Annotated in this window: 22 protein-coding genes and 3 tRNA genes; 23 read left to right on the top strand and 2 right to left on the bottom strand. The window is 55.0% G+C overall.

Translation table 11 applies throughout. The annotated features are described in order from the left end of the window. Window positions 1–38 precede the first annotated feature (38 nt). Window positions 39–1,289 carry a D-amino acid dehydrogenase gene (locus IT971_RS11285; protein ID WP_063091908.1) on the bottom strand — a complete coding sequence of 417 codons (1,251 nt, stop codon included), beginning with the start codon at window positions 1,287–1,289 and terminating at the stop codon, window positions 39–41. Between the two features lie 159 nt (window positions 1,290–1,448). Between IT971_RS11285 and IT971_RS11280 the strand changes: the two genes are divergently transcribed. From IT971_RS11280 to IT971_RS11240, 9 genes are all read left to right on the top strand, one after another. Beyond that, complete coding sequence (locus IT971_RS11280) at window positions 1,449–2,906, top strand: bifunctional ADP-dependent NAD(P)H-hydrate dehydratase/NAD(P)H-hydrate epimerase (RefSeq protein WP_063091909.1); 1,458 nt, start codon at window positions 1,449–1,451, stop codon at window positions 2,904–2,906. Between the two features lie 259 nt (window positions 2,907–3,165). After that, window positions 3,166–3,250 (top strand) — tRNA-Leu (locus IT971_RS11275). A gap of 114 nt (window positions 3,251–3,364) precedes the next feature. Next, window positions 3,365–4,822 (top strand): trigger factor, encoded by a 1,458-nt coding sequence (gene tig / locus IT971_RS11270; protein WP_007089399.1) that lies wholly within the window; start codon window positions 3,365–3,367, stop codon window positions 4,820–4,822. A gap of 46 nt (window positions 4,823–4,868) precedes the next feature. Beyond that, window positions 4,869–5,498 carry an ATP-dependent Clp endopeptidase proteolytic subunit ClpP gene (clpP, locus tag IT971_RS11265; protein WP_007089400.1) on the top strand — a complete coding sequence of 210 codons (630 nt, stop codon included), beginning with the start codon at window positions 4,869–4,871 and terminating at the stop codon, window positions 5,496–5,498. Window positions 5,499–5,801: 303 nt separating this feature from the next. Next, window positions 5,802–7,067 carry an ATP-dependent Clp protease ATP-binding subunit ClpX gene (clpX, locus tag IT971_RS11260; RefSeq protein WP_007089401.1) on the top strand — a complete coding sequence of 422 codons (1,266 nt, stop codon included), beginning with the start codon at window positions 5,802–5,804 and terminating at the stop codon, window positions 7,065–7,067. A 130-nt stretch (window positions 7,068–7,197) separates the two neighbouring features. Beyond that, window positions 7,198–9,609, top strand: a complete 2,412-nt coding sequence (gene lon, locus IT971_RS11255) for an endopeptidase La (protein WP_007089402.1) — start codon at window positions 7,198–7,200, stop codon at window positions 9,607–9,609. A gap of 263 nt (window positions 9,610–9,872) precedes the next feature. After that, the gene (locus IT971_RS11250; protein WP_007089403.1) at window positions 9,873–10,145 is read left to right on the top strand and encodes an HU family DNA-binding protein; all 273 of its coding nucleotides are present in this window, start codon (window positions 9,873–9,875) and stop codon (window positions 10,143–10,145) included. Window positions 10,146–10,255: 110 nt separating this feature from the next. Beyond that, window positions 10,256–10,332, top strand: a tRNA-Val gene (locus IT971_RS11245). Between the two features lie 119 nt (window positions 10,333–10,451). After that, a complete protein-coding gene (locus IT971_RS11240) occupies window positions 10,452–11,192 on the top strand; it encodes a hypothetical protein (RefSeq protein WP_223305111.1) in 741 nt (246 codons plus the stop codon). A gap of 727 nt (window positions 11,193–11,919) precedes the next feature. Here the strand turns inward: IT971_RS11240 and fliG are convergent. Continuing rightward, entirely contained in the window at window positions 11,920–12,939 is a 1,020-nt protein-coding gene (gene fliG, locus IT971_RS11235) for a flagellar motor switch protein FliG (RefSeq protein WP_063091910.1), read from the bottom strand. A gap of 327 nt (window positions 12,940–13,266) precedes the next feature. Here fliG and IT971_RS11230 point away from each other — a divergent pair. The 14 genes from IT971_RS11230 (at window position 13,267) to IT971_RS11165 (ending at window position 26,531) form a co-directional block, all read left to right on the top strand. Continuing rightward, window positions 13,267–13,343: transfer RNA gene (locus IT971_RS11230), tRNA-Asp, on the top strand. A 287-nt stretch (window positions 13,344–13,630) separates the two neighbouring features. Continuing rightward, window positions 13,631–13,996, top strand: coding sequence for an NADH-quinone oxidoreductase subunit A (locus IT971_RS11225; RefSeq protein ID WP_007089406.1), 366 nt, complete (start codon window positions 13,631–13,633; stop codon window positions 13,994–13,996). Beyond that, window positions 13,987–14,529, top strand: a complete 543-nt coding sequence (locus IT971_RS11220) for an NADH-quinone oxidoreductase subunit B family protein (RefSeq protein ID WP_007089407.1) — start codon at window positions 13,987–13,989, stop codon at window positions 14,527–14,529. The genes IT971_RS11225 and IT971_RS11220 overlap by 10 nt, the downstream gene beginning before the upstream one ends. Window positions 14,530–14,547: 18 nt before the next feature. After that, complete coding sequence (locus tag IT971_RS11215) at window positions 14,548–15,177, top strand: NADH-quinone oxidoreductase subunit C (RefSeq protein ID WP_007089408.1); 630 nt, start codon at window positions 14,548–14,550, stop codon at window positions 15,175–15,177. Continuing rightward, complete coding sequence (locus IT971_RS11210; protein ID WP_063091911.1) at window positions 15,177–16,355, top strand: NADH-quinone oxidoreductase subunit D; 1,179 nt, start codon at window positions 15,177–15,179, stop codon at window positions 16,353–16,355. Before IT971_RS11215 ends, IT971_RS11210 begins: the two co-directional genes overlap by 1 nt. Continuing rightward, window positions 16,352–17,014 (top strand): NADH-quinone oxidoreductase subunit NuoE, encoded by a 663-nt coding sequence (gene nuoE / locus IT971_RS11205; protein ID WP_051682327.1) that lies wholly within the window; start codon window positions 16,352–16,354, stop codon window positions 17,012–17,014. The genes IT971_RS11210 and nuoE overlap by 4 nt, the downstream gene beginning before the upstream one ends. Window position 17,015: 1 nt before the next feature. Continuing rightward, on the top strand, window positions 17,016–18,296 hold the full coding sequence (gene nuoF / locus IT971_RS11200) for an NADH-quinone oxidoreductase subunit NuoF (protein WP_007089411.1): 1,281 nt from the start codon (window positions 17,016–17,018) through the stop codon (window positions 18,294–18,296). Window positions 18,297–18,323: 27 nt separating this feature from the next. Next, on the top strand, window positions 18,324–20,384 hold the full coding sequence (gene nuoG / locus IT971_RS11195) for an NADH-quinone oxidoreductase subunit NuoG (RefSeq protein ID WP_063091912.1): 2,061 nt from the start codon (window positions 18,324–18,326) through the stop codon (window positions 20,382–20,384). Between the two features lie 86 nt (window positions 20,385–20,470). After that, complete coding sequence (gene nuoH, locus IT971_RS11190; protein WP_007089413.1) at window positions 20,471–21,484, top strand: NADH-quinone oxidoreductase subunit NuoH; 1,014 nt, start codon at window positions 20,471–20,473, stop codon at window positions 21,482–21,484. Window positions 21,485–21,515: 31 nt separating this feature from the next. Next, window positions 21,516–22,004 carry an NADH-quinone oxidoreductase subunit NuoI gene (gene nuoI, locus IT971_RS11185; RefSeq protein WP_007089414.1) on the top strand — a complete coding sequence of 163 codons (489 nt, stop codon included), beginning with the start codon at window positions 21,516–21,518 and terminating at the stop codon, window positions 22,002–22,004. Between the two features lie 81 nt (window positions 22,005–22,085). Next, on the top strand, window positions 22,086–22,694 hold the full coding sequence (locus tag IT971_RS11180) for an NADH-quinone oxidoreductase subunit J (protein WP_007089415.1): 609 nt from the start codon (window positions 22,086–22,088) through the stop codon (window positions 22,692–22,694). Then, window positions 22,694–23,002 carry an NADH-quinone oxidoreductase subunit NuoK gene (gene nuoK / locus IT971_RS11175; protein ID WP_007089416.1) on the top strand — a complete coding sequence of 103 codons (309 nt, stop codon included), beginning with the start codon at window positions 22,694–22,696 and terminating at the stop codon, window positions 23,000–23,002. The genes IT971_RS11180 and nuoK overlap by 1 nt, the downstream gene beginning before the upstream one ends. Before the next feature lie 7 nt (window positions 23,003–23,009). Then, a complete protein-coding gene (gene nuoL, locus IT971_RS11170; protein WP_037991317.1) occupies window positions 23,010–25,007 on the top strand; it encodes an NADH-quinone oxidoreductase subunit L in 1,998 nt (665 codons plus the stop codon). Window positions 25,008–25,013: 6 nt separating this feature from the next. Then, window positions 25,014–26,531: an NADH-quinone oxidoreductase subunit M gene (locus tag IT971_RS11165; protein ID WP_007089418.1), complete on the top strand. Its 1,518-nt coding sequence runs from the start codon at window positions 25,014–25,016 to the stop codon at window positions 26,529–26,531. Window positions 26,532–26,533: the final 2 nt, after the last annotated feature.

Raw genomic sequence — 26,533 nt, 5'->3', positions numbered from 1 at the left:
TCGGCCCCTGGTCCCATCGTTATCCAGCAATCAATCGTTTAAAAACGGTCGATACCCAGTCCAAGAAGCGAGATATCGGGTTTGCGTCCGTCAATGAGATCGGCAACAGCCTTTCCAGAACCACAACTCATCGTCCACCCCAAAGTCCCGTGCCCCGTATTAAGATACAGATTATCATATTTGGTATCACTAATAACAGGGGCAGAATCAGGTGTTACAGGACGAAGTCCCGACCAGAACTCGATTGTTGAACGATCACCGGAATTTGGAAACAATTCGAATGCCTTGTCGGCAATTATTTTTTGGCGTCGTTCCGACATTCTAAGATTATAGCCGTCCAGTTCCGCCGTTCCCGCGACGCGGAGCCGGTTTCCAAGCCGCGAATAGACCATCTTCACGCTGTCATCAATCAGGGCCACCCGGGGGGCGCCGTTATGGCCAGTGGTATCGATGCTGATCGAATATCCCTTGCACGGGTAAACCGGCAAATGGATGCCAAGCGGCTTTAACAGAAGCGGGCTGTAACTGCCCAGACACATCAGGTAACGATCACCGGAAATATCGCCCTGATCGGTGCTGACGGCGGCAATGCGGCCCTGATCCTGTTTAAGTCCGGTGATGGTGGTGTCGAGCCTGAAGATGGCACCGCGTGCACGGCAGCGGTCTGCCAGAAGTTCGGTAAATTTTCGCGCATCCCCGCTTTCATCATCGGGGGTAAAGCTGCCACCGATGATTTTGGCATTGCTGTCGCGCAAGGCTGGTTCGATTTCAAGGCATTCGGTGGCACTGACCATGCGACGGTTCAGGCCAAATTCCTGCATCTGGCGGGTTGCCTTTTCGACCGTTGCCAGTTCGTCTTCGTTTCGACAGACGTGAAGAATACCCTGTTCGAGATGGTCATATTCAAGGCCAAGGCTGCTGCGCAGGTCTTTTAGGCAGGCGCGGCTGTATGTCGCAACGCGCAGTGCCTTTTCAAGGTTCACGCGTGCCCGTTTATCGGTGCAGTTACGCAGGAAACGGAGGCCCCATGAAAACAGTTGCGGATCCCAGCGCATCCGGAACAACAGCGGCGCTTCTTCGCGGCCAAGCCATTTCAGTATCTGTGCGGGGGTATGTTCATTTGCCCACGGTGTGGCATGGCAGGCGGAAATCTGGCCACCATTGGCAAAGCTGGTTTCCTGACCTGCGGCGTGCTGTCGGTCAATGACCGTAACCTGATGGCCGTTTTCCAAAAGATACCAGGCCGCCGTCGTCCCAATGACGCCAGCGCCCATCACGACAACATGCATACCGGAAAAGCCTCGTTACGGATCGTTAAGTACGCGTTAGTCTCTGACTCGCGATTGCGTTTGCAATATACTGATCGGGAAAACAAATAGCTACCGGTGTCTGTTCGTTTTCCGGATGATCCGGCAAGCACGCCAATGTACCGAATGTGACAGGTGAAAATGTTCGAAGTCCTCACTACTGAACAGATGTACGAAGCCGACCGCAGAACCATTGAAGCTGGCACATCTGGCGACGTTTTGATGGAAAATGCCGGTGCGTCTGTTGTTGCCGAAATCGTGTCGCGGTGGACGACGCGTGCCGCAACGGTGTTATGCGGGCCGGGGAACAATGGCGGCGATGGCTTTGTTATTGCCCGCCTTTTACGCAATGCCGGGTGGTCGGTACGGTTGGGGCTGCTTGGCGATGTTGAAAAGCTGACCGGGGATGCCGCCCTGAATGCGGGACGCTGGGAAGGGGCGGTCGAGCGGCTTTCGCCTGCATTGCTGGTCGGGGCCGATCTGGTGGTTGATTGTCTGTTTGGCGCGGGGCTTGCGCGGCCAATTGAGGGTGATCTTGCCAGTCTGGTGCAGGCTGTAAACGATTCCGGCGTGCCGGTTGTTGCGGTTGATGTGCCAAGCGGGGTTGATGGCAATTCCGGCGAAGTTCGCGGTATTTCCGTCAAGGCGAACGTCACCGTGACATTCTGCCGTCCGAAACCGGGGCACTATCTTTTGCCCGGTCGCATTCTGTGCGGTCAGGTGATTGTGCGTGACATCGGTATCGCCGATCAGACGATCCGCGATATCCGTCCGATGCTTGTATGTAATGAGCCCGGTGTGTGGCGGGCGGGCATCAACTGGCCAGGTGTGGATGGGCATAAATATCATCGGGGGCATTTGCTGGTGATTGGCGGGGCGACCATGACAGGGGCAGGCCGGCTGGTGGCAAGGGCTGCGCGCCGTGCCGGGGCAGGGTTGCTTACAGTTGTGGCAGAACCCGCAAGCCTTTCGGTTTATGCCGCGGATAGCCCCGGCATCATGACGGCACCGATTGCGACCCTTGATGACCTGTTAAAGGATTGTCGTCACAACGCGTTGGTGATCGGGCCGGGATTCGGCGTTGGGGATGAAACATGCAGCCGGATCATTACGTTGCTGCATTATTGTCGGTGCACGGTTCTGGATGCCGATGCGCTGACCAGTTTCGCCGAACAGCCCAGCACGCTGTTTTTTGCCATTCAGGGGCCAACGGTGTTAACGCCGCATGAAGGCGAATTTGCCCGTCTGTTTCCTGATATCGAAGGCGACAAGCTAAGCCGGGCGCGGGCCGCAGCCAAGCGAAGCGGTGCGACCGTCCTGATCAAGGGGGCGGATACGGTTGTTGCCGCCCCAGATGGCCGGGCGGCAATCAACACGATCGATGCGCCGTGGCTGGCAACAGCCGGATCTGGGGATGTACTGGCCGGAATTATCGGCGGGTTAATGGCACAGGGGATGGAAATGTTTGATGCTGCCTGCATGGGGGCGTGGCTTCATGCGCGTGCCGGGGGGGATATTGGTCCCGGTCTGATTGCCGAGGATATTCCGCATCATCTGCCGGTTCTGCTGGGGCAGCTTTGGCGTGGCGTGCCCAAGTGATGTCTGGATGAGGCGCTAGTTCTATCGCAAATCGGCTGCGTTCGGCCCCCTGAAGCCGATGTTTGATGGGCGAAGATGCTTTTTCGGGCAGTTTTTTGAACCTTCCAACAATCTTGTAGAACGCAGAAAACCGGCCCGTTTCAAATTAATTTTCCACCTGAATGCATCTGTCTAAAAGGCGATGCTTGCATGACATGATCGAAGTTTGTATTAAGGCGCACCCACACCGGTACTTCCGGTGTGTTTGGTATGCTTGTGTGCGGGCGTGGCGGAACTGGTAGACGCGCTGGATTTAGGTTCCAGTGGAGCAATCCGTGGGGGTTCGAGTCCCTTCGCCCGTACCATAAGCTGACCATAAATTAAGACCAGGATGCATATTCGTTTAGTCATATTGACTTTCTGAGGTCCGGACTGCGTCGCGTAACGGACATTATTCGAACCAAGCAAAAGAGTTATCTATGCAGGTTACTGAAACCAAAAACGAAGGCCTGGCGCGCGAGTTCAAAGTCGTTGTGCCCGCCGCTCAGATCGAAGAAAAAGTCGTCGCCAAACTCGACGAGATCAAAGACCAGGTTCGCCTGCCGGGCTTCCGTCCGGGCAAGATTCCGGCGAAACTGCTGCGCCAGCGCTATGGCCAGGCTGTCATGGGCGAAGTTCTCGAAGCCGCTGTAAATGAAAACACCGGCAAGGTTCTTAACGATAATGACCTGCGCCCGGCCGTTCAGCCGAAAATCGAAGTGACCTCGTTTGACGAAGGCAAGGACCTTGAGTTCGCCATTGCTGTCGAAGTCATTCCGGCCATCGAACCGATGGACTTCAAAAAGCTGAAACTGACCCGCGAAGTCGTTGAACTTGACGATGTGAAAGTCAACGAAACGCTTGACCGTATTGCAGCAGCGCAAGGCACCACCGAGCCGCTCGCACGCAAGCGCAAGTCGAAAGCCGGTGACGTTGTCGTCATCGATTTCCTTGGCAAAATCGGCGGCGAAGCTTTCGAAGGCGGTAAAGCCGAAGATTACGAACTTGAACTTGGTTCGGGTTCGTTCATCGAAGGTTTCGAAGACCAGCTTACCGGCGTTAATGCCGGTGACGAAGTTGTCGTCAAAGTGAAATTCCCGGAAGCCTACGGTGCGGCTGAACTTGCAGGCAAAGATGCCGAGTTCGACGTAACCGTCAAGGAAATCAAAGAAAAGAAACCGGCTGCTCTTGACGATGAACTCGCCAAGAAACTCGGCCAGGAAAGCTTTGACGCCCTCAAAGACGCGATCCGCAAGGATTTCGGTCGCGAGTACGAATCGGTTGCCCGTCAGAAACTGAAACGCCAGCTGCTTGATGCATTGGCCGAAAACCACAGCTTCGAACTGCCGACCAGCTTGGTCGAGAACGAGCTGGAAGGCATCATTGCCCAGATCAAACAGGCACGTGATGCGGGTCAGGAAGATGACGAGACCAAAGGCAAGTCCGAAGAAGAACTGACCGACGAGTTCCGCGAAATTGCAGAACGCCGTGTTCTTCTTGGTCTGCTTCTGGCAGAAGTCGGCCGTAAAAACGAAATCCAGGTTACCCAGGAAGACGTGAACAAGGTCCTTGTTGCCGAGGCCCAGAAATATCCGGGTCAGGAACAGCAGGTTATTGAATTCTACAAAAATAACCCGCAGGCCTTGCAGGCGCTTCAGGGCCCTGTATATGAAGACAAGGTCGTGGATTACATCGTCGAACTCGCCAAGGTAGAAGACAAGACCGTTTCGGTCGAAGACCTTCTGAAACCGGAAGAGGAAGACGAAGCTCCGAAGAAGAAATCGGCTGCCAAGAAGGCATCGGCTAAAAAAGATGCAGACAAAGAGGCTCCGGCCAAGAAATCTGCTGACAAGAAGCCGGCTGCCAAGAAAAAAGCCGATAAATCGGAAGAGAAGTAATCCGTCCGACATACCGGTTTAGGATGCAGCAAGGAGATTGCAGTCGATGATTGAAGCACAGATGAACTCGCTCGTACCGATGGTGGTTGAACAGACCAGCCGTGGTGAACGGGCCTATGACATCTTTTCCCGTCTTCTCAAGGAGCGGATCGTCTTCATCAACGGCCAGGTCCATGACGGCATGTCGTCACTGATCTGCGCGCAGTTGCTGCATCTCGAATCGGAAAACCCGGACAAGGATATCTCGCTTTATATCAACTCCCCGGGCGGGGTTGTGACGTCGGGTCTGGCGATCTATGACACCATGCAATACATCCGTTGCGATGTTTCCACGGTGTGCATGGGGCAGGCGGCTTCCATGGGGTCGCTGTTGCTGATGGCCGGTGCAAAGGGCAAGCGTTACTGCCTGCCGAATGCGCGCGTCATGATTCACCAGCCGTCCGGCGGGTTCCAGGGGCAGGCATCGGATATCGAAATCCATGCCCGCGAAATTCTGGCATTGCGTCAGCGTCTTAACGAGATTTATGTCGAACATACCGGCCGTGATCTCAAGACGATTGAAGACGCGATGGAGCGTGATAACTTCCTTACCCCGGATCAGGCCAAGGAATTCGGCCTGATTGACGAGGTGGTAACGTCGCGTCCGAAGCCGGAGTCTGATGCGAAAAAAGATTGATCGTTGCATAACGATCCGATGAAAACGCCCCGGTGTTTTGCCGGGGCGTTTTTTTTATGGCTTGCGCACATTCATCCTCTGGTCATAGACAGGACGTATAAGTAGGTTCTGTGACATTGTTTGGAACATGCGAAATTCCATAACGTTCAGGTGATAATGAACAGGGGTTTCGCATCCTTGGGTGCGCTCCCATATCAAACATGTGGCCATATGGCCGATAAGCGTAGATTAAACGTTGAGATCGGTATCGTTTACCGGCTAACATGGCGATAAAAGATAACGTCAAACGTAATTGGGGTTTGTATGAGCAAATCGAATAGCGGGGACTCCAAGAACACTCTGTATTGTTCTTTCTGTGGAAAGAGCCAGCACGAGGTTCGCAAGCTCATCGCCGGTCCAACCGTATTCATCTGTGATGAATGCGTAGAGCTTTGCATGGACATCATCCGCGAAGAGCACAAAACCCATCTCGTCAAATCGGCTGACGGGGTGCCTTCTCCGCAAGAGATTTGCAAGGTTCTTGACGATTATGTGATCGGTCAGGGCCATGCGAAGAAAGTTCTCTCTGTCGCGGTTCACAACCACTACAAACGCCTGCATCATGCCAGCAAGAACGAAGACATCGAACTTGCCAAGTCGAACATCATGCTGGTCGGTCCGACCGGTTGTGGTAAGACGCTTCTGGCGCAGACGCTTGCGCGCATCCTTGATGTGCCGTTTACTATGGCAGATGCCACGACCCTTACCGAAGCAGGTTATGTCGGTGAGGACGTCGAGAATATCATCCTCAAGCTGCTTCAGGCGGCTGACTACAATGTCGAGCGTGCACAGCGTGGCATCGTCTATATCGACGAGGTCGACAAGATTTCGCGCAAGTCCGACAACCCGTCGATCACGCGTGACGTGTCGGGCGAGGGTGTTCAGCAGGCCCTTCTGAAGATCATGGAAGGTACGGTTGCATCGGTTCCGCCGCAGGGCGGCCGTAAACACCCGCAGCAGGAATTCCTGCAGGTCGACACCACCAATATCCTGTTCATCGTGGGCGGTGCCTTCGCTGGTCTGGATAAGGTGATTTCGCAGCGTGGCAAGGGCAGTGCTATCGGGTTTGGTGCGGATGTCCGCAGCCCCGAAGACCGTCGTACAGGCGAAGTCCTGCGCGAAGTCGAACCCGAGGATCTGTTGAAATTCGGCCTTATTCCGGAATTCATCGGTCGTCTGCCGGTTCTGGCAACGCTTGAAGACCTCGACGAGGATGCGCTGGTCAAGATTCTGACCGAGCCGAAAAACGCACTTATCAAGCAGTATCAGCGTCTGTTCGATATGGAAGACGTGAAACTGACCTTCCAGCCTGATGCGCTGGTGGGAATCGCCAAAAAGGCGATCGAGCGTAAAACCGGTGCGCGTGGCCTGCGGTCAATCATGGAAGGTATCCTGCTTGATACCATGTTTGATCTGCCGACCCTTGAAAGCGTCGAGGAAATCGTGATCAACCGTGATGTCGTCGAAGGAAAGGCAAAACCTTTGCTGATCCATGCAGAACGACGTGAAGGTGTCGAACACAGTGCCTGATTTCTGATCCCGCACCGGCATCCTATTGCGGTGCGGGAATTTCAGATTATCTTTTGAATGTTCGCGTTACTGGCGGGGCCTATGGCAGGACCCCAGCAACGTTTTGGCTCAGAATAGGGAATAGAACATAATGGTTGAATTGGCGCGTGGCGAAATTTACCCGGTACTGCCGTTGCGCGACATCGTAGTGTTCCCGCACATGATTGTTCCGCTGTTTGTCGGGCGTGAAAAATCAGTGCGCGCACTTGAAGATGTAATGCGCGAAGACAAGCAGATTCTGCTTGTTACCCAGAAAGACGCGGGTCTTGATGATCCGTCGGTCAAGGATCTGTACGAAATCGGTACTGTCGCAACCGTGTTGCAGCTTCTGAAGCTGCCCGACGGGACGGTCAAGGTGCTTGTTGAAGGTGGCAAGCGCGCAGAGATTTCCGGTTTCGTCGACAATCCTGAATTTTTCCAGGCTTATGCCGCTGTTCGTGAGGAAGCGGATGAGGACGATAGCGAGCTTGAAGCGCTTGCGCGTTCCGTCGTGACCCAGTTCGAACAGTATATCAAGCTGAACAAGAAGATACCGCCGGAAGTTCTGGTATCGGTTAATCAGATCGAAGAGCCTGCGAAGCTTGCCGATACGGTGGCGTCGCATCTGTCGCTCAAGATTTCCGAGAAACAGGAACTTCTGGAAACCACCCTTGTCGGGGATCGTCTGGAACGCATTTTCGGTTTCATGGAATCGGAAATCGGCGTCTTGCAGGTCGAGAAAAAAATCCGCAACCGCGTCAAGCGCCAGATGGAAAAAACCCAACGCGAGTACTATCTGAACGAGCAGCTTAAAGCCATTCAGAAGGAATTGGGCGAGGGTGAAGATGGCAAGGATGAAGCTTCTGAAATCGAAGAGAAGCTGAACAAGGCCAAGATGCCGAAGGAAGCCAAGGAAAAAGCCCAGGCCGAGCTTAAGAAACTGCGCAATATGAGCCCGATGTCCGCCGAGGCCACCGTGGTGCGCAACTACCTTGACTGGATGGTGTCTATTCCGTGGAACAAACGTTCGCGGGTTTCGCTTGACCTGAAAAAGGCCAAGAAGGTGCTCGACAAGGAGCATTACGGTCTTGAAAAGGTCAAGGAACACATCCTTGAATATCTTGCCGTTCAGGCGCGCGTCAAAAAAGTCAAAGGCCCGATTCTCTGCCTTGTCGGTCCTCCGGGTGTTGGTAAAACCTCGCTTGGGAAATCGATTGCCAATGCGACCGGTCGTACCTTCGTGCGCATGTCGCTTGGCGGGGTGCGTGACGAGTCTGAAATTCGGGGTCATCGCCGGACCTATATCGGTTCCATGCCGGGCAAAATCATCCAGGGCATGAAAAAGGCGAAATATTCCAACCCGCTTTTCCTTCTCGACGAGATTGAAAAAATGGGTTCGGATTTCCGCGGCGATCCGGCTTCGGCGTTGCTTGAAGTTCTTGATCCGGAACAGAATTCGACCTTTAACGACCACTATCTTGAGGTCGATTACGATCTTTCGGATGTGATGTTCGTTACGACCGCCAACAGCCTGCGCATGCAGCAGCCGTTGCTCGACCGTATGGAGATCATCCGGATTTCGGGTTACACCGAAGATGAAAAGGTTGAAATCGCCAAGCGCCACCTGATCCCGAAACAGGTCAAGGAAAGCGGTCTGAGAAAAGGCGAGTGGAGCATTTCGGACGACGCATTGCGGGATCTGATCCGGTACTACACCCGAGAGGCCGGTGTGCGTAGCCTTGAGCGTGAGCTGGCAAAGCTTGCCCGTAAGGCGACCAAGCGCATCATGCTTGAGAACCTGAAAACCGTTCGCGTAACGCCGCGCACGCTTGGCAAATATGCCGGGATTCGCAAGTTCCGTTATGGCGAAACCGAAGGCGAAGATCAGGTCGGTGTTGTTACTGGTCTGGCCTATACCGAATTCGGCGGCGATCTGTTGCAGATTGAATCGGTCACCGTACCGGGCAAGGGCAACATGAAAACCACCGGCAAGCTCGGTGAAGTCATGACAGAATCGATTCAGGCGGCAACCTCGTTTGTCCGGTCGCGCGCCACCCAGTTCGGGATCAAGCCGACCCTGTTCCAGAAACGTGACATTCACGTTCACGTTCCGGAAGGGGCGACACCAAAAGACGGTCCGTCGGCTGGTGTTGGCATGGTGACGTCGGTGGTTTCGGTTCTGACGGGCAATCCGGTTCGCCGGGATGTCGCGATGACGGGCGAAATCACGCTTCGCGGTCGTGTGCTTGCGATTGGTGGTTTGAAAGAAAAGCTTCTTGCGGCATTGCGCGGCGGTGTCAAAACCGTCCTGATCCCGCAGGAAAATGAAAAGGACCTGGAAGACATTCCGGACAACGTCAAACGTGGCATGGAAATCATTCCGGTTTCCCATGTTGACGAGGTTCTCAGCCATGCGCTGGTCAATCCGCTGGTTCCCATCGAGTGGGAAGAAGAAGTGGATGACGTCGCTGTCAAAACCAAGGACGGCGAAGAATCGGAAGTCGGTGGTGTTACCACGCACTGATTGACGTCAAAAAGGTCTGAATTCAAGGGGGGATGGCGCTGTCATCCCCCCTTTTCTGTGGATAACTTTGGCCCAGAATCGGCAATGATCCACAGCCGTGTTGCTGTAAAGGCGAAAAAAATCAAAAAAACGTTCGAAACCGCAGAAAACTGCGACTGTCGCATTGACGGGATGTTGGCTACCTGCTTACACTGCCGATGCAACAGGTTTGGGGCAAACCAAATTTCCTCATAACTCCGAACGTCCAATAAGGGGGCCAGGAAGTGAATAAAAACGATCTCGTTGGAAGTGTAGCTGCTAAAGCCGATCTGTCCAAAGCAGACGCTGCTAAAGCCGTTGACGCTGTTTTCGATTCCATTACCGAATCTCTCAAAGGCGGTGACGAAGTTCGTCTCGTCGGTTTCGGTACCTTCGCTGTCGCTGCTCGCGCTGCTTCAAAAGGTCGCAACCCGCGCACCGGTGAAGAAATCGACATTCCGGCATCGAAACAGCCTAAATTCAAGGCTGGCAAGGGTCTTAAGGACGCCGTCAACTAAGTTTGACGATGTTCTGAAAAAAAATGCCGGTGACGAGCGTCACCGGCATTGCTTTTTCAAAAAAGCATGTTATGTTCCGCCCGCTTCCGCAAAACGGGGCATCAAAATACGGGTGATTAGCTCAGCTGGTTAGAGCATCTCGTTTACACCGAGAGGGTCGGGAGTTCGAATCTCTCATCACCCACCATTCTTGCAAAAGTCGGTTTCGTGCCGGCTTTTTGCGTTTCTGGGCAATTCGATTTTCTTTTTGCGAATCAGCGTCCTATCGCAGTGCACCCCCGAATCCTTTTGAAGAATCGGAACGTGATGCAACGGTTGACGCCATTGCGCCTGACAGGCAAGCTTGATCAAGCCCCCCAAAGTCAGGATGACGCTGCGATGACCATGATTTCCAAAATCCCGTTTTCCGTGCTTGTAGCGTCGTTGCGCAGGGTTGCTGCCCATCGGGGCCAATTAATCGCCCGTGGGGCTCTGGTGGCGATTATAGCGCACCTGATGCTGGTTAGCTGTTATCTTCCCGAAGCCTTCACCATTGATCTTAATGTCGAACAGAATGGCGATTACCGGTTCAGCTATCGCGGGCTTCTGGTTCAGCCGACAATTACCGAGGCCCTTCTGAACGAAGAAATTGATGCCGACGAGGAAGAGGAACGGGTTGCCAAGGTTCTGGCCGACCTGAAACGCGATTCCGGCGTCAAGCAGCTGACCTATCAGGGCAAGGGGATATTTAATATCGTCTATGAACGGCGCAGCAACATCATGCGCGATAAAAGCTTTGTGTTTGTCCGGCGCAATTCGCGAATCCTTGAAATGTTTTTCCGCGCAGATTCGAACACTGTTGAAATACGCGGCGGCTTTGTTCCCGATCAGTATGAAGAACGTCTGACCGCACTGGGCTACCAGATGACCGGCAAGATCGAACTGCGCACCACGGCCGGAATTCGCAGCCATAACGCCGCCGAGTTCATTGAGACAGGCGGGCAGAACAGGCTGCGCTGGGAAATCAGATCGATTACTGATCCGGTGCCGAATGTGATCATCGGATAGGGCTGCCGACTAGAGTATCGGGCAGGGTGATTGGATCCGAAAGGCCGGAAATTTTCATCGCCTGGGATGCGGCGGGCTACATTTTTCAATGGCCCTGTTTTCCTGATAGAAATCGATCATCGGACCTGCACACTACAATGGCTTTGTATCCTGCCTTTATCATTGCCCCTCAATTTTGTTCTTGATTTGTTCCTTTTGTTGTGGCAAAGATATTTTATCAACTTGATAATTGCGCCTGAATCGCGGGCGAGAGAGGCCGGAATTTTCTGATTTCAGGCTTCTGAATAATTTCCCAGACAATTCCGGCATGACGCCGTCACAGGATGTTTGCAGTGCAAACGGAACGGACGGCGCATGTGTTGTTCCAAAAGGAAAGAGGGCCATGATCACGAATGTCGATGACGAAGGGCCGTGATGCCGTCAGGGCAATGGCCGAGGCGCGGGGCTGGCGGGGTGTTTGTTGAACCCGCGTTCCGAACCCGGCGGGCATGAAGATTTCATGCAGCGGTATATTGGACTGTCATGTGAGCGGAGGAAGATAAAGTCACGGCGCGATGCCAGCCGTTATTCAAGGCATCCGAAACAGGGGCCGCAAGCCCGAAAATGGCAAAAGTCATTACGGAAGTAGTTTGTCAAATTCGCAAAATGAAAGACAAAAAAAGGGACGACAAGCTGCCGTCCCGTTTCGGGGGAAATCTGGCTCGCGGTTCAGGCCGGATGCCGGAGGTCAGTAGACCATTTCGTCCTCGCCACCCCCTTCGGTGATGACGATCTGACCCTGTGCGGCGAGTTCCTTGGCGAGCTGGACGATCATCATCTGGGATTCTTCGACATCCGACAGGCGGACGGGGCCCAGTGCATCCATGTCTTCGCGCATCATCTTGCCGGCACGTTCGGACATGTTTTTGAAGAACAGGTCGCGCATCGCATCGGTCGAGCCTTTGAGGGCCAGTGCGAGTTTGTCTTTTTCGACCTGACGCAGCAGCGTCTGAACGCCGTTGTTGTCGAGACGGGCCAGGTCTTCGAAGGTGAACATGAGCGCCTTGATCTTTTCCGCAGAGTCGCGGTTGCGTTCCTCGAGGGCGGTGAGGAAGCGATCCTGGCTTTGGCGATCCAGGCTGTTGAAGATATCGGCCATCAGTTCGTGGTTGTCGCCGCGCGAGCCGCGCGCAAGGTTCGACATGAATTCTGTGCGCAGGGTTTTCTCGATATTGTCGAGGACCTCTTTCTGGACGGCCTCCATGCGCAGCATACGCATGATGACCTCCATCGAGAAGTTTTCCGGCAATAGCGACAAAACGGCCGCAGAGTGAGACGATTTCAGTTTCGAGAGCACCACGCCAACGGTCTGCGGATATTCGTTTTTCAGATAGTTGGCGAGAACGGCTTCGTTCACGTTGTTGAGCTTGTCCCACATGGTGCGGCCGGCGGGGCCGCGAATCTCTTCCATGATGCCGTTAACGCGGTCTTCGGGCAGTACTTTGGACAGCAGGCGTTCGGTCGTATCGAACGACCCGACAAGCGAACCGGTCGAGGAAAGCTGATCGGCGAATTCGACAAACAGACGTTCAACGATATTGGAGCTGATGGTGCCAAGGCCCGACATGGTCTGGGAAATCTCTTTGATTTCCTCGTCATCCATCATGCTGAACATTTTGGTGGCGTGTTCTTCACCAAGTGCCAACATCAGAATCGCGGCTTTTTCCGGCCCGGCCAGCGACCTGTATTCTTCTTTAACGCGCCCCACTGGTGGTCTTCTCCGTCACTGCGTTTATTCGTCTGGTTTGTGCGCTTGCGCGAACATGCCTGTCTTCAGGCTCCTGTCCCTACGGCAAAGAATATATTCTATTTATCAACAATTCTATAAAACCCGTGCACAGGATGCAAAGGTAACCGGCGAAACCATGCATGGAAGTGATTGGAAAAACGATATTTGTCGAAAATCCGGGGGCTGTGACATGTTTCACAGGGTGATGATCTCTGGCGCAATTGACGAGATGGTTGAAAACGCTGGTATCAGCTTGACTTGGCATAGGTGCTGGTCTAACAAAGGCGCGCCAATAGCTGGTCATTTGGGGGCGTAGCTCAGTTGGTTAGAGCGCCGGCCTGTCACGCCGGAGGCCGCGGGTTCAAGTCCCGTCGCTCCCGCCATGATCACCTATCTGTTGTCTTTCGTCGGGCGTTTCGTCCTTTCCGCGATCGCTTTTTCCTGCGCAGCCGATGTTGCTTTGCAGGAAAGGGACTTGATCATGGCGTTGCGCGGTCCGATATCGGAGAGCAGGGAATGGCAAAAAGATTAGGAAGTTTCCGGCCTTAGGCGGTGTTAAAACCGCTTACGGGGCTGGAACTTGTGCGGTGCATACGTTATGGTGCGCCGGTATAGGCCGGGTGGGGACCTGGTCGGGTCAAAAGAGGCCTGTTCTTGAGAGGTCAGAGAGATGCAAGAGCTTCTTTCGGAATATCTTCCGATCCTGATTTTCATCGGGATCGCCGTCGGTCTCTCGGCGGTTATCGTCATCGCGTCGCTGGTTCTGGCCAAGCAGGCTCCTGATGTTGAAAAGCTGTCCGCATACGAATGCGGATTTGCGCCGTTTGAGGACGCGCGCATCAAGTTTGACGTCAGGTTCTATCTGGTCGCCATCTTGTTCATCATTTTCGATCTCGAAGTTGCGTTCCTGTTCCCGTGGGCTGTGACCCTTGGTGACATCGGCACCTTCGGTTTCTTTTCTATGGTGATTTTCCTGGCTGTGCTGACGGTCGGATTTGTCTATGAATGGAAGAAGGGAGCTTTGGAATGGGAGTGAGCACCAATACAGGCGCACCCCTGGCACCCGGTCAGGATCAGGATACCCTGCTTAAAGGCGTGTTCGACGAGATGAATGACAAGGGCTTTGTCCTTGCCAATCTCGACAAGCTGGCAAGCTGGGCGAGCACCGGTTCGCTGTGGCCGATGACGTTCGGTCTGGCCTGCTGTGCTGTGGAAATGATGCATGCCGCCGCATCGCGTTACGACCTTGACCGTTATGGTCTTGTGTTCCGTCCGAGCCCGCGTCAGTCCGACGTGATGATCGTTGCCGGGACGCTGACCAACAAAATGGCCCCCGCATTGCGCAAGGTTTACGACCAGATGGCCGAGCCGCGCTGGGTGATTTCGATGGGTTCGTGCGCGAATGGTGGTGGGTATTATCACTATTCCTATTCGGTGGTGCGCGGTTGTGATCGCGTTGTGCCGGTGGACGTATATGTTCCCGGGTGCCCGCCGACAGCCGAAGCGCTGATTTACGGCGTGATGCAGTTGCAAAAGAAAATCCGCCGTACCGGTGTCCTGACACGCTGATCCTTATAGGGGGCTTGCATGAGCGAAGTGCTCAGCGATAACAGCGCCGCGCTGAAAGATCTTAAAGATCTAGTGGTGTCCCAGTTTGCCGACAAGGTTCTGGAAACCCAGTACCGTTATGGCGAACTGACCATCGCGGTCAAACGCGATGCTATTCTTAAAGTTCTGACATTCCTTCGCGATGATGCGGGCTGTCTGTTCAAGCAGCTTGTTGACATTTGCGGGGTTGATTATCCCGAACGCGCCCAGCGTTTCGACGTCGTGTATCACCTGCTGTCGCTCAAGCATAACCTGCGTGTGCGCGTCAAGGTCAGCACCGACGAAGAAACCCCGGTGCCAAGTGCCGTTTCCGTTTACAGCGCCGCCAACTGGTTCGAGCGCGAAACGTGGGATCTGTTCGGCATCTTCTTTGATAATCACCCGGACCCGCGCCGTATCCTGACGGATTACGGTTTCGAAGGTCATCCGCTTCGCAAGGATTTCCCGCTGACCGGTTATGTCGAGGTTCGCTATGACGACGAGCAGAAGCGCGTTGTCTACGAACCGGTAAAACTGGTTCAGGATTTCCGTAACTTTGATTTCGAAAGCCCGTGGGAAGGCATCCAGCATGTTCTCCCCGGCGATGAAAAGGCGGAGGGCAAGGCCTGATGTCGGAACAGAAAATCAAAAACATGACCATGAACTTCGGCCCGCAGCACCCTGCGGCGCACGGCGTTCTGCGTCTGGTTCTTGAAATGGACGGCGAGGTTATCGAACGCGCCGATCCGCATATCGGCCTTCTGCACCGCGGTACGGAAAAGCTGATCGAATATAAAACCTATATTCAGGCGACGCCGTATTTCGACCGTCTCGACTATGTCGCGCCGATGAACCAGGAACATGCCTATTGCCTGGCCATCGAGAAGCTGATGGGTGTCGAGGTGCCGAAACGCGCCCAGTATATCCGCGTCCTGTACGCGGAAATGGGTCGTATACTGAACCATCTTCTGAACCTGACCGCCTTTGCGCTTGACGTTGGTGCGATGACCCCGCTGCTGTGGGGCTTCGAGGAACGTGAAAAGCTCATGGAATTCTATGAGCGTGCGTGCGGTGCCCGTCTTCATGCCAACTATTTCCGTCCGGGCGGCGTTGCTGCCGATCTTCCGGCCGGGTTGCTGGCCGATATTGATGCCTGGTGCGATCAGTTCCCGAAATTCGTCAAGGATTTCGACCGCATCCTGACCGGCAACCGTATCTTCAAACAGCGTACTGTTGATATCGGGATCGTTTCGCCCGAGGAGGCCCTTGACTGGGCCTTTACCGGGCCGAACATCCGCGCATCGGGGATGGCGTGGGATCTGCGGAAATCGCAGCCCTATGATTCGTACGAAGATTTCGATTTCGATATTCCCATCGGCAAAAACGGCGACTGCTATGATCGCTTCCTGGTGCGTTTCGAAGAAATGAACCAGTCGCTTCGGATCATGAAGCAGGCCATTAAAGAAATGCCTGATGGTGCTGTTATCGTTGAAAATAACAAAGTGGCGCCGCCGTCGCGTTCAGAAATGAAACGCTCGATGGAAGCCCTGATCCATCACTTCAAACTCTTTACCGAAGGGTTCCACGTTCCGGTGGGCGAATGCTATGCCGCGGTCGAGGCCCCGAAGGGCGAGTTTGGCGTGTATCTCATTTCGGATGGCTCGAACCGTCCGTATCGCTGCAAAATTCGCGCACCCGGGTTCCCGCACCTTCAGGGCATCGACTTCATGTCCAAAGGCCACATGCTGGCCGACGTCGTTGCCAATATCGGGTCGCTTGATATCGTGTTCGGTGAGATTGACCGATGAGCCATTTGAGAAGACCAGCTCCGAGAGAGCTTCAGCCTGTCAGCTTTGCGTTTTCTCCGGAAAACATGGAGCGGGCAAAAAAGATTATCGCCAAGTATCCGGAAGGCCGCCAGCAGAGCGCGGTCATGCCGCTGCTTGATCTGGCACAGCGTCAGACCGAGGGGAACTGGGTTCCGACTGTTGCAATGGATTACATTGCCGACATGCTCGAAATGCCGGCCATTCGCGTCTATGAGGTGGCGACCTTCTATACGATGTATAACCTTGCCCCGGTGGGCAAGAATTTCATCCAGGTATGCACCACGACGCCGTGCTGGTTGCGCGGTTCGGCCGATGTTGTCGATACCTGCAAGAAGGAACTGGGCATCGGAATCGGTGAAACCACCGAAGACGGCCAGTTTACCCTGATCGAGGTTGAATGCCTTGGCGCGTGCGTTAACGCACCGATGATGCAGATTAACGACGATTATTACGAAGACCTGACTGCCGATAGCACCAAGTCGATCCTTGATGCCCTGAAAAAGGGTGAAAAGCCGAAAGCCGGTCCGCAGATCGGTCGTCGCGGCTGCGAGCCGATTGGTGGACCCAAGGTTCTGAAGGCATTCTGTGGCTGCGGCGCTGCCGATCAGTCTGCTGATGCAAGCGAAGGGGAGGCCTGAGATGTTGCAGGATAAGGATCGTATCTTTACCAACCTGTACGGTTTTCAGGACTTCGGTCTTAAGGCGGCACAGGCACGTGGCAACTGGGACGGCACCAAGGCCCTGATTGAAAAAGGGCGCGACTGGATCATCAACGAGATGAAGGCATCCGGTCTGCGTGGTCGCGGGGGCGCAGGCTTCCCGACCGGCCTGAAATGGTCGTTCATGCCCAAGGAATCTGATGGTCGCCCGAGCTATCTTGTGGTCAATGCCGACGAGGGCGAGCCTGGCACCTGCAAAGACCGCGAGATCATGCGCAATGATCCGCACACTCTGATTGAAGGCTGCCTTCTGGCCAGCTTCGCGATGAATGCCCATGCCGGATATATCTATATTCGTGGGGAATTCTATCACGAGGCATCGAACCTTCAGCGTGCAATCGACGAAGCCTATGAAGCCGGTCTGCTTGGCAAGAATGCCTGCGGTTCCGGCTGGGATTACGACCTTTATCTGCATCTTGGTGCAGGGGCGTATATCTGTGGCGAGGAAACCGCGCTGATCGAAAGCCTTGAGGGCAAGAAAGGCCAGCCGCGTCTGAAGCCGCCATTCCCGGCCAATGCCGGTCTGTATGGCTGCCCGACGACGGTGAACAATGTCGAATCGATTGCCGTGGTGCCGGAAATCCTGCGCCGTGGCGGTTCATGGTTCACCAGCTTTGGCCGTGAAAACAACCACGGCACCAAGCTGTTTGCGATTTCCGGTCACGTCGAAAAGCCGTGCACGGTCGAAGAAGCCATGAGCATCCCGCTGCGTGAGCTGATCGAAAAACATTGCGGCGGTGTTCGTGGCGGCTGGGACAATCTTTTGGCGGTCATTCCGGGCGGTTCGTCCGTTCCGCTGATGACCAAAGACATTTGCGACGATGTGCTGATGGATTTCGATGCCCTGCGTGAAGTGGGATCGGGCCTTGGTACGGCAGCGGTGATTGTGATGGATAAGTCCACCGACATCGTTTACGCCATCGCGCGTCTGTCGGAATTCTATCAGCATGAAAGCTGTGGCCAGTGTACGCCGTGCCGTGAAGGCACGGGCTGGATGGCGCGCATCATGGCGCGCATGGTCCGGGGACAGGCCACGCTTGATGAAATTGATCTGTTGTGGGATGTGACCAAACAGGTCGAAGGCCACACCATTTGTGCGCTTGGCGATGCAGCTGCATGGCCGATCCAGGGTCTGATCCGTCGCTTCCGTCCCGAAATGGAACGGCGGATCAAGGAATATCGCGCACGGATCGCGGCCTGAGAGGGGCCTGTTGAGAGGGATTGAGACATGCCGAAACTGACAGTTGACGGTATAGAAGTTGAAGTAGAAGCCGGGGCGACAGTCCTTCAGGCCTGTGAAGAGGCCGGGAAGGAGATTCCGCGTTTCTGCTATCACGAGCGCCTGTCAATCGCCGGCAACTGCCGTATGTGTCTGGTTGAAATGGAGCGCGCACCCAAGCCGGTCGCGTCCTGTGCCATGCCTGCGGCAGATGGAATGGTGATCAAGACGGATTCCGATCTGGTCAAGAAAGCCCGCAATGGCGTGATGGAATTCCTGCTGATCAACCATCCGCTGGATTGCCCGATCTGTGACCAGGGCGGTGAATGTGACCTTCAGGATCAGGCGATGGCCTATGGTTTTGACGCGTCGCGCTATGCCGAGAAAAAGCGTGCGGTGAAGGACAAGGAACTGGGTCCGATTGTCAAAACGATCATGACCCGTTGCATTCATTGCACCCGTTGCGTCCGTTTTTCCGAGGAAGTCGCCGGTGTCGGCACCATGGGTGCGGTTTACCGCGGCGAGGATACCGAGGTCGGGCCGTATATCGAAGCATCGATCAATTCCGAACTTTCGGGGAACCTGGTCGATCTTTGCCCGGTTGGTGCACTGACATCCAAACCCTATGCGTTTACCGCGCGTCCGTGGGAATTGAAAAAAACCGACAGCATCGACGTGATGGATGCGGTCGGATCGAACATCCGTATCGATTCCCGCAGTGCCGAAGTCATGCGCGTTCTGCCGCGTACCAATGACGATGTGAACGAAGAATGGATATCGGACAAAACCCGTTATGCGATTGACGGTCTGAAACGCCAGCGTCTGGATCGTCCGTATGTGCGTGTTGATGGCAAGCTCAAAGCCGCCAGCTGGGACGAGGCGTTTGCCGCGATCAAGGCAAAGGTTTCCGGGCTTGATGGCAAGAAGATTGCCGCAATCGCCGGTGATACGGTCGATTGTGAATCGATGACTGCGTTAAAGGATCTGATGGGGACCCTTGGGTCGCCGAACCTTGATTGCCGTCAGGACGGATCGAAAATTGGCGGTCCGCGTGCGTCCTATATCTTTAACACCACGATTTCGGGCATTGATGATGCCGACGCCTGCCTGATCGTTGGTGCGAATATCCGTGCCGAAGCGCCGATCATCAATTCGCGTCTGCGCAAGCGCTGGCGTGCGACGGCCGGTGATTTCAAAGTTGGCATCATTGGCGAAAGCTGGGACCCGACCTATAAGCACGACTATCTTGGCGCCGGTGCAGAAACGCTTTCGGCGGTGCTGGATGGCAAAAGCGATTTCGCCAAGGTGCTGAAAGCCGCCGAAAAGCCGATGATCATCGTTGGCATGGGCGCGCTTAACCGTGAGGACAGCGATGCGGTTCTGGCGACCGTCCGGGCGATTGCCGAAAAATACGGCATGGTTTCTGGCGACTGGAACGGTTTCAACGTTCTGCACACCGCCGCATCGCGCGTCGGTGGCCTTGATCTGGGCTTTGTCCCGGGCGAGGGCGGTCTTGCGACCAATGACATCCTTGATGCCGCGGCAAAAGGCGATGTCGAGGTTGTTTACCTTCTGGGTGCCGATGAAATCGACATGTCGAAACTTGAGAAGGCCTTTGTGGTCTATCAGGGGGCGATGGGCGATGCCGGTGCGCAGGCTGCCGACGTGATCCTGCCCGGTGCTGCCTATACCGAAAAGAACGGTACCTACGTCAATACCGAAGGCCGCGCCCAGCAGGGCTGGCGCGCTGTTTTCCCGGTTGGCGAGGCCAAGGAAGACTGGGCGATTGTCCGTGCGCTTTCAGGCGCACTTGGTCAGGCCCTGCCGTATGACAACATTGATGCCGTGCGTTCGCGCATGGTTGAACTCAGCGCGACTTTCGCCTCGCTGAATGCTGTCACCAAGGCAGAGTGGACCGATTTCGGCAAGGCAGGCGATATGAAGTCTGATGGCTTTACCTCGCCGGTTCGCAATTTCTATATGACCGACCCGATCAGCCGTGCATCGGTGACGATGGCCAAATGTACAGAGGCCTTTGTCAAGGATGCGGCTGCCGAGAAGGTTGCCTGAGTTTGGGGGCGGCGATGACATCGTCGCCCGTCCCGCAAGGGGGTGTCCCAATTCAGGGACGAAACGCAAAAGATACGGTTTGACCGATGGAACTTCTTTGGGACGGATATATTGAACCGCTGGTCTGGATCGTCGCCAAGATTTTGGCGATTGTTGTCCCGCTGCTGGTTGCTGTCGCCTATCTGACCTATGCCGAGCGCAAGGTCATCGGTGCGATGCAGTTGCGCAAAGGCCCGAACGTTGTGGGGCCGTTTGGTCTTCTGCAACCGCTGGCCGATGGTCTGAAACTGTTTCTGAAAGAAACGATTGTTCCGACCAGTGCCAACAAGGGCGTGTTTATCATTGCCCCGATGCTGACCTTCATTCTGGCGATCATTGCCTGGGCGGTTATCCCGTTCGACGAGGGCATGGTTCTGGCCGATCTGAATGTCGGCATTCTGTACCTGTTCGCGATTTCATCGCTGGGTGTTTACGGTATCGTGATGGCCGGTTGGGCGTCGAACTCGAAATACGCCTTCCTTGGTGCGCTGCGTTCCGGCGCACAGATGGTGTCCTACGAGATTTCGATTGGCCTGATCATCATTTCGGTTCTGCTGACCACCGGGTCGCTTAACCTTAGCGATATCGTTCGCGGTCAGGTTGGCGGCATCTGGGAATGGAACTTCATCTATCACCTGCCGATGTTTGTGGTCTTCATCGTGTCGATCCTGGCCGAAACGAACCGTGCGCCGTTTGACCTTCCGGAAGCGGAAGCCGAACTGGTGTCGGGTTATAACGTCGATTATTCGGCAATGACCTTTGCGCTGTTCTTCCTGGGTGAATACGCGAACATGATCCTGATGAGCGGTCTTTGCGCCGTTCTGTTCCTGGGCGGCTGGACCGCGCCGCTGCCGGTGCTGGAATTCATCCCTGGCGCGATCTGGTTCATTCTGAAGATCTGCTTCGTTCTGTTCATTTTCCTCTGGGTGCGTGCGACATTCCCGCGTTACCGCTATGACCAGCTGATGCGTCTGGGTTGGAAAGTCTTCCTGCCGCTGTCATTTGCCTGGGTCATGCTGGTCGCCACGTTCCTGGTTGCTTTTGACAAGGTCCCGGCCTGATCGCCGCGCATCGGAGAGAGAGAGGTAAACGATGTCATTTATTGATCGGACGGCCCGGAGCTTCCTGCTGGTGGAACTCGTTTCCGGTATGGCGCTCACCCTGAAATACATGTTCAAGCCCAAGGTGACGCTGAACTATCCGTATGAAAAGGGTCCGCTGAGCCCGCGTTTCCGTGGCGAACATGCGCTGCGCCGTTATCCCAACGGGGAAGAGCGTTGCATTGCGTGCAAACTTTGCGAGGCGATCTGTCCCGCGCAGGCCATCACCATCGAGGTTGAGCCGCGCGACGACGGTTCGCGGCGTACGACGCGCTACGATATCGATATGACGAAATGCATCTATTGCGGTTTCTGCGAGGAAGCCTGTCCGGTGGATGCAATCGTTGAAGGTCCGAACTTCGAGTTCGCAACCGAAAACCGCGAGGAGCTTCTCTATGACAAGGATAAGCTTCTGGCAAATGGCGAGCGTTGGGAAGCCGAGCTTGCTGCACGATTGGAGGCAGACGCACCTTATCGGTAAGTGTCGCGTCTGATCGTATAAAGAGAGTTCATGGGCCGCTTTCTGCTGTTGGGGCAGGGCGGCTCGCCAAGGGGGTACCTTATGGTCGTACAGGCTTTGGCTTTTTACCTGTTTGCTACTGTCGCGGTTCTGTCCGCGACTGCGGTTGTGACCGTTCGCAACCCGGTGCATTCGGTACTGCTGCTGATTTTGACATTTTTTAACGCAGCCGGGCTTTTCGTCCTGCTGGGTGCTGAGTTTCTCGCCATGCTGCTCGTCGTCGTCTATGTCGGCGCGGTCGCGGTTCTGTTCCTGTTCGTCGTCATGATGCTCGACATCAACTTTGTCGAGATGCGCGAAGGTTTCCTCAACTATCTGCCGATCGGGGTTCTGATCGCGCTGGTGCTGTTTGTGGAACTGGCCTTTGTCGGCGCGGGCTGGGCTTTGTCAGATGACAAGATCGCCGTTCTGGCGCATCCGACGCCCGCCGGACTGACCAATGTCGAGGCGCTTGGCCAACTGATCTACACCGATTACGCATACATCTTCCAGGCTGCTGGTCTGGTGCTGCTTGTTGCGATGATTGGCGCAATTGTCCTGACGCTGCGTACCCGCGAGGGTGTCCGCCGTCAGAAAATCTCCGAGCAGGTCAAACGCGATCGCGCTGACACGCTTGAAGTCAAAAAAGTTCCGGTCGGTAGGGGGATCTGATGGAAATCGGTCTTGCACATTATTTGACCGTCGCGGCGATCCTTTTCACACTCGGGATCTTTGGCATCTTCATGAACCGCAAGAACGTCATCATCATCATGATGTCGATCGAGCTGATGCTGCTGGCAGTCAATATCAACCTTGTCGCGTTCTCGTCGTTCCTTGGCGACCTCGTCGGACAGGTCTTCACCATCTTCGTCCTGACCGTTGCCGCCGCCGAGGCAGCGATCGGTCTTGCGATCCTGGTGGTCTATTTCCGTAACCGCGGCACGATTGCGGTTGAAGACATCAACATGATGAAGGGGTAAGGCAGATATGTATCCTCTGATTGTATTCCTGCCCCTGATCGCTGCCACGATTGCCGGCATCATTACGCTGGCCGGTGCCATGTCGTCCGCGTCCGGTGCCGAGCATGACAGCAGCCATCATCATGGTGTTTCGACGTCTGATCGCATTTCCCAGCTGATTACGGTGGGCGGTGTCGTTACGGCCTTCATCATTTCGATTTTCGCCTTTGTCGATGTTGCGATTGGCGGCAACCCGGTGACGGTTCAGCTGTTTACCTGGATTTCTTCGGGTAACTTCACGGCTGAATGGGCGCTTCGTTTTGATACGCTGACCTGTGTCATGCTGATTGTTGTGACCGGTGTATCGTCGATGGTGCATATCTATTCCATCGGTTACATGTCGCACGATCCCGACAAGCCGCGTTTCATGGCGTATCTGTCGCTGTTTACCTTTGCCATGCTGATGCTGGTGACTGCCGACAACCTGATCCAGCTGTTCTTTGGCTGGGAAGGGGTGGGGCTTGCGTCCTATCTTCTGATCGGTTTCTGGTATTCCAAGCCGTCGGCATCGGCCGCCGCGATCAAGGCGTTTGTCGTTAACCGTGTCGGTGACTTTGGCTTTGCGCTGGGTATCTTTGCGGTTTATGTCCTGTTCGATAGCGTTCAGTTCGACGTGATCTTTGGCAATGCCGAAGAAGTTGCCGGAACGACGCTTTTGTTCCTTGGTCATGAATTCTCGGCCCTTGAGATCACCTGTTTCCTTCTGTTCATCGGTGCGATGGGCAAATCGGCACAGCTTGGCCTGCATACGTGGTTGCCTGATGCGATGGAAGGCCCGACACCGGTTTCCGCCCTTATTCACGCGGCAACCATGGTGACGGCCGGTGTGTTCATGGTTGCGCGCCTGTCGCCGATCTTTGAATATGCCGAAACCACGCTTGCGATCATTACCGTTGTCGGCGCATCGACTGCGTTCTTTGCAGCGACCATTGGTTGCGTTCAGAACGACATCAAGCGCGTGATCGCCTATTCGACCTGTTCGCAGCTTGGTTACATGTTCTTTGCGTGTGGCGTGTCGGCCTATTCGGCGGGCGTGTTCCACCTGATGACGCACGGCTTCTTCAAGGCGCTTTTGTTCCTTGGTGCCGGTTCGGTCATCCATGCGATGTCCGACGAGCAGGACATGCGCAAGATGGGCGGCATCTATAAGATGGTTCCGCTGACCTTTGCGGTGATGATGGTTGGCACGCTTGCGATTACCGGTTTCCCCGGTCTTGCGGGCTTCTATTCCAAGGACCTTGTCATCGAAAGCGCGTTTGCGGCTCATACCGCGGTCGGGACTTATGCCTTCTGGGCCGGTATCCTGGCGGCACTGATGACGTCGTTCTATAGCTGGCGTCTGATCTTCATGACCTTCTTTGGCACCCCGCGTGCGGACGAGCGGACCATGGCCCATGTCCATGAAAGCCCGGCCGTCATGACGCTGCCGCTTCTGTTCCTGACCATCGGTGCGATCTTTGCCGGCTGGTACGCCAAGGACTGGTTCGGTGGTGGTGACTATGAAGAGATGCTGGCATTCTGGAACGGCGCGATCTTCATGGCCGAAGGTCATCAGGCTCTTGAACATGCACACCATGTTCCGGGCTGGGTCAAACTGGCACCGTTTGTTGCCATGGTATCGGGCTTTGTCATCGCACTTGTGATGTACAAGCTGGTTCCGTCGCTGCCGCGGCAGTTGGCCAATACCTTCAACGGTCTGTATCGCTTTGCGCTGAACAAATGGTACTTCGACGAGCTTTACGACAAGATTTTCGTCAAGCCGGCCTTCTATCTTGGCTATGGCTTCTGGAAATCGGGCGATGGCGCGCTGATCGACGGTGTCGGTCCGGACGGTGTCGCCGCAGCATGCCGTAACATTGCACGTCGCGTCAGCGCCCTTCAGAGCGGTTTCGTCTATCACTATGCGTTTGCGATGCTGATCGGTATTGCCGCCTTGGTGTCTTACACAATTTGGAAGATGGGTTAACGGGCGATGAGCGATTATCCAATTCTTTCGATCGTCACCTTTTTACCGCTGATCGGCGCACTGTTCGTGCTGCTGATCCGCGGGGAAGAGGCGAATGTCGCCCGCAACTCCCGATGGGTTGCTTTGTGGACGTCGGGTTTCACCTTCCTCGCATCGTTGATGCTGTGGGTGAATTTCGATAGCACCACGGCCGATTTCCAGTTCGTTGAAAAAGCCGACTGGATGCCGGGCCTGAACATTTCCTATCACATGGGCGTGGATGGCATTTCGATGCTGTTCGTGCTTCTGGCGACCTTCCTGACGCCGATCTGCATTCTGTCGGCATGGGAAGCAATCCAGAAACGTGTCAAGGAATACATGATCGCGTTCCTGATCCTGGAAACGATGATGGTCGGTATGTTCAGCGCGCTTGACGGTCTGCTGTTCTATCTGTTCTTCGAAGGCGTTCTGATCCCGATGTTCATCATCATCGGTGTCTGGGGCGGTCAGCGTCGTGTTTATGCAGCCTTCAAGCTGTTCCTTTACACGCTGCTGGGTTCCGTTCTGATGCTGGTGGCGCTGCTTGCGATGTATTTCGAAGCAGGCACCACCGACATCCCGACACTGATGGCGCACGGGTTCAGCTATAATATGCAGCTTTGGCTGTGGCTGGCGTTCTTTGCATCCTTTGCCGTCAAGGTGCCGATGTGGCCGGTTCATACCTGGTTGCCCGATGCCCACGTTGAGGCACCGACGGCAGGTTCGGTGATCCTTGCCGGTGTGCTTCTGAAAATGGGTGGTTACGGGTTCCTGCGGTTCTCGTTGCCGATGATGCCGCTGGCGTCGGAAACCTTTGCCCCGCTGGTGTTTACGCTGTCGATTGTGGCGATCATCTATACGTCGCTGGTCGCATTGGCACAGCAGGACATGAAAAAGCTGATTGCCTATTCGTCGGTGGCCCATATGGGGATTGTCACGATTGGTGCCTTCACCTTTAACCAGCATGGTATCGAAGGTTCGATCTTCCAGATGCTGAGCCATGGTGTGGTATCGGGCGCGTTGTTCCTGTGTGTTGGTGTGGTTTATGACCGCATGCATACCCGCGAGATCGATGCGTATGGCGGTCTTGTGCACCGTATGCCTGGTTATGCCGTTATCTTCATGTTCTTTACGATGGCGTCTGTCGGTCTTCCGGGGACGGGTGGTTTCGTTGGCGAAATCCTGGCATTGCTGGGCGCGTTCGAAGCCAATACCTGGGTGGCATTCTTTGCCGCAACCGGTCTGATCCTTGGTGCGGCTTATGCGCTGTATCTCTATCGCCGCATCGTGTTCGGGGCCCTTACCAAGGAAAACCTTAAGTCGATCCTTGATATGAGCCCGCGTGAATGGCTGATCTTTGCACCGCTTGTGATCATCGTTCTGTGGATGGGGGTCTATCCGGTCTCCTTCCTCGACATCATGCATGTTTCGGTTGAACACCTCGTCAACCAGGTCGAAACGGCGCAGGCTGCCGCAGCTCAGGCTGCGCAGCTGGCGGCGAATTGAGG

This window comes from Thalassospira sp. B30-1 (genome assembly GCF_015767575.1).
In the GTDB taxonomy this organism is placed as follows: Bacteria; Pseudomonadota; Alphaproteobacteria; order Rhodospirillales; family Thalassospiraceae; genus Thalassospira; species Thalassospira xiamenensis.
The sequence above is the reverse complement of the archived record's forward strand: the minus strand, read 5'-3'. Positions and strand labels throughout refer to the sequence as shown.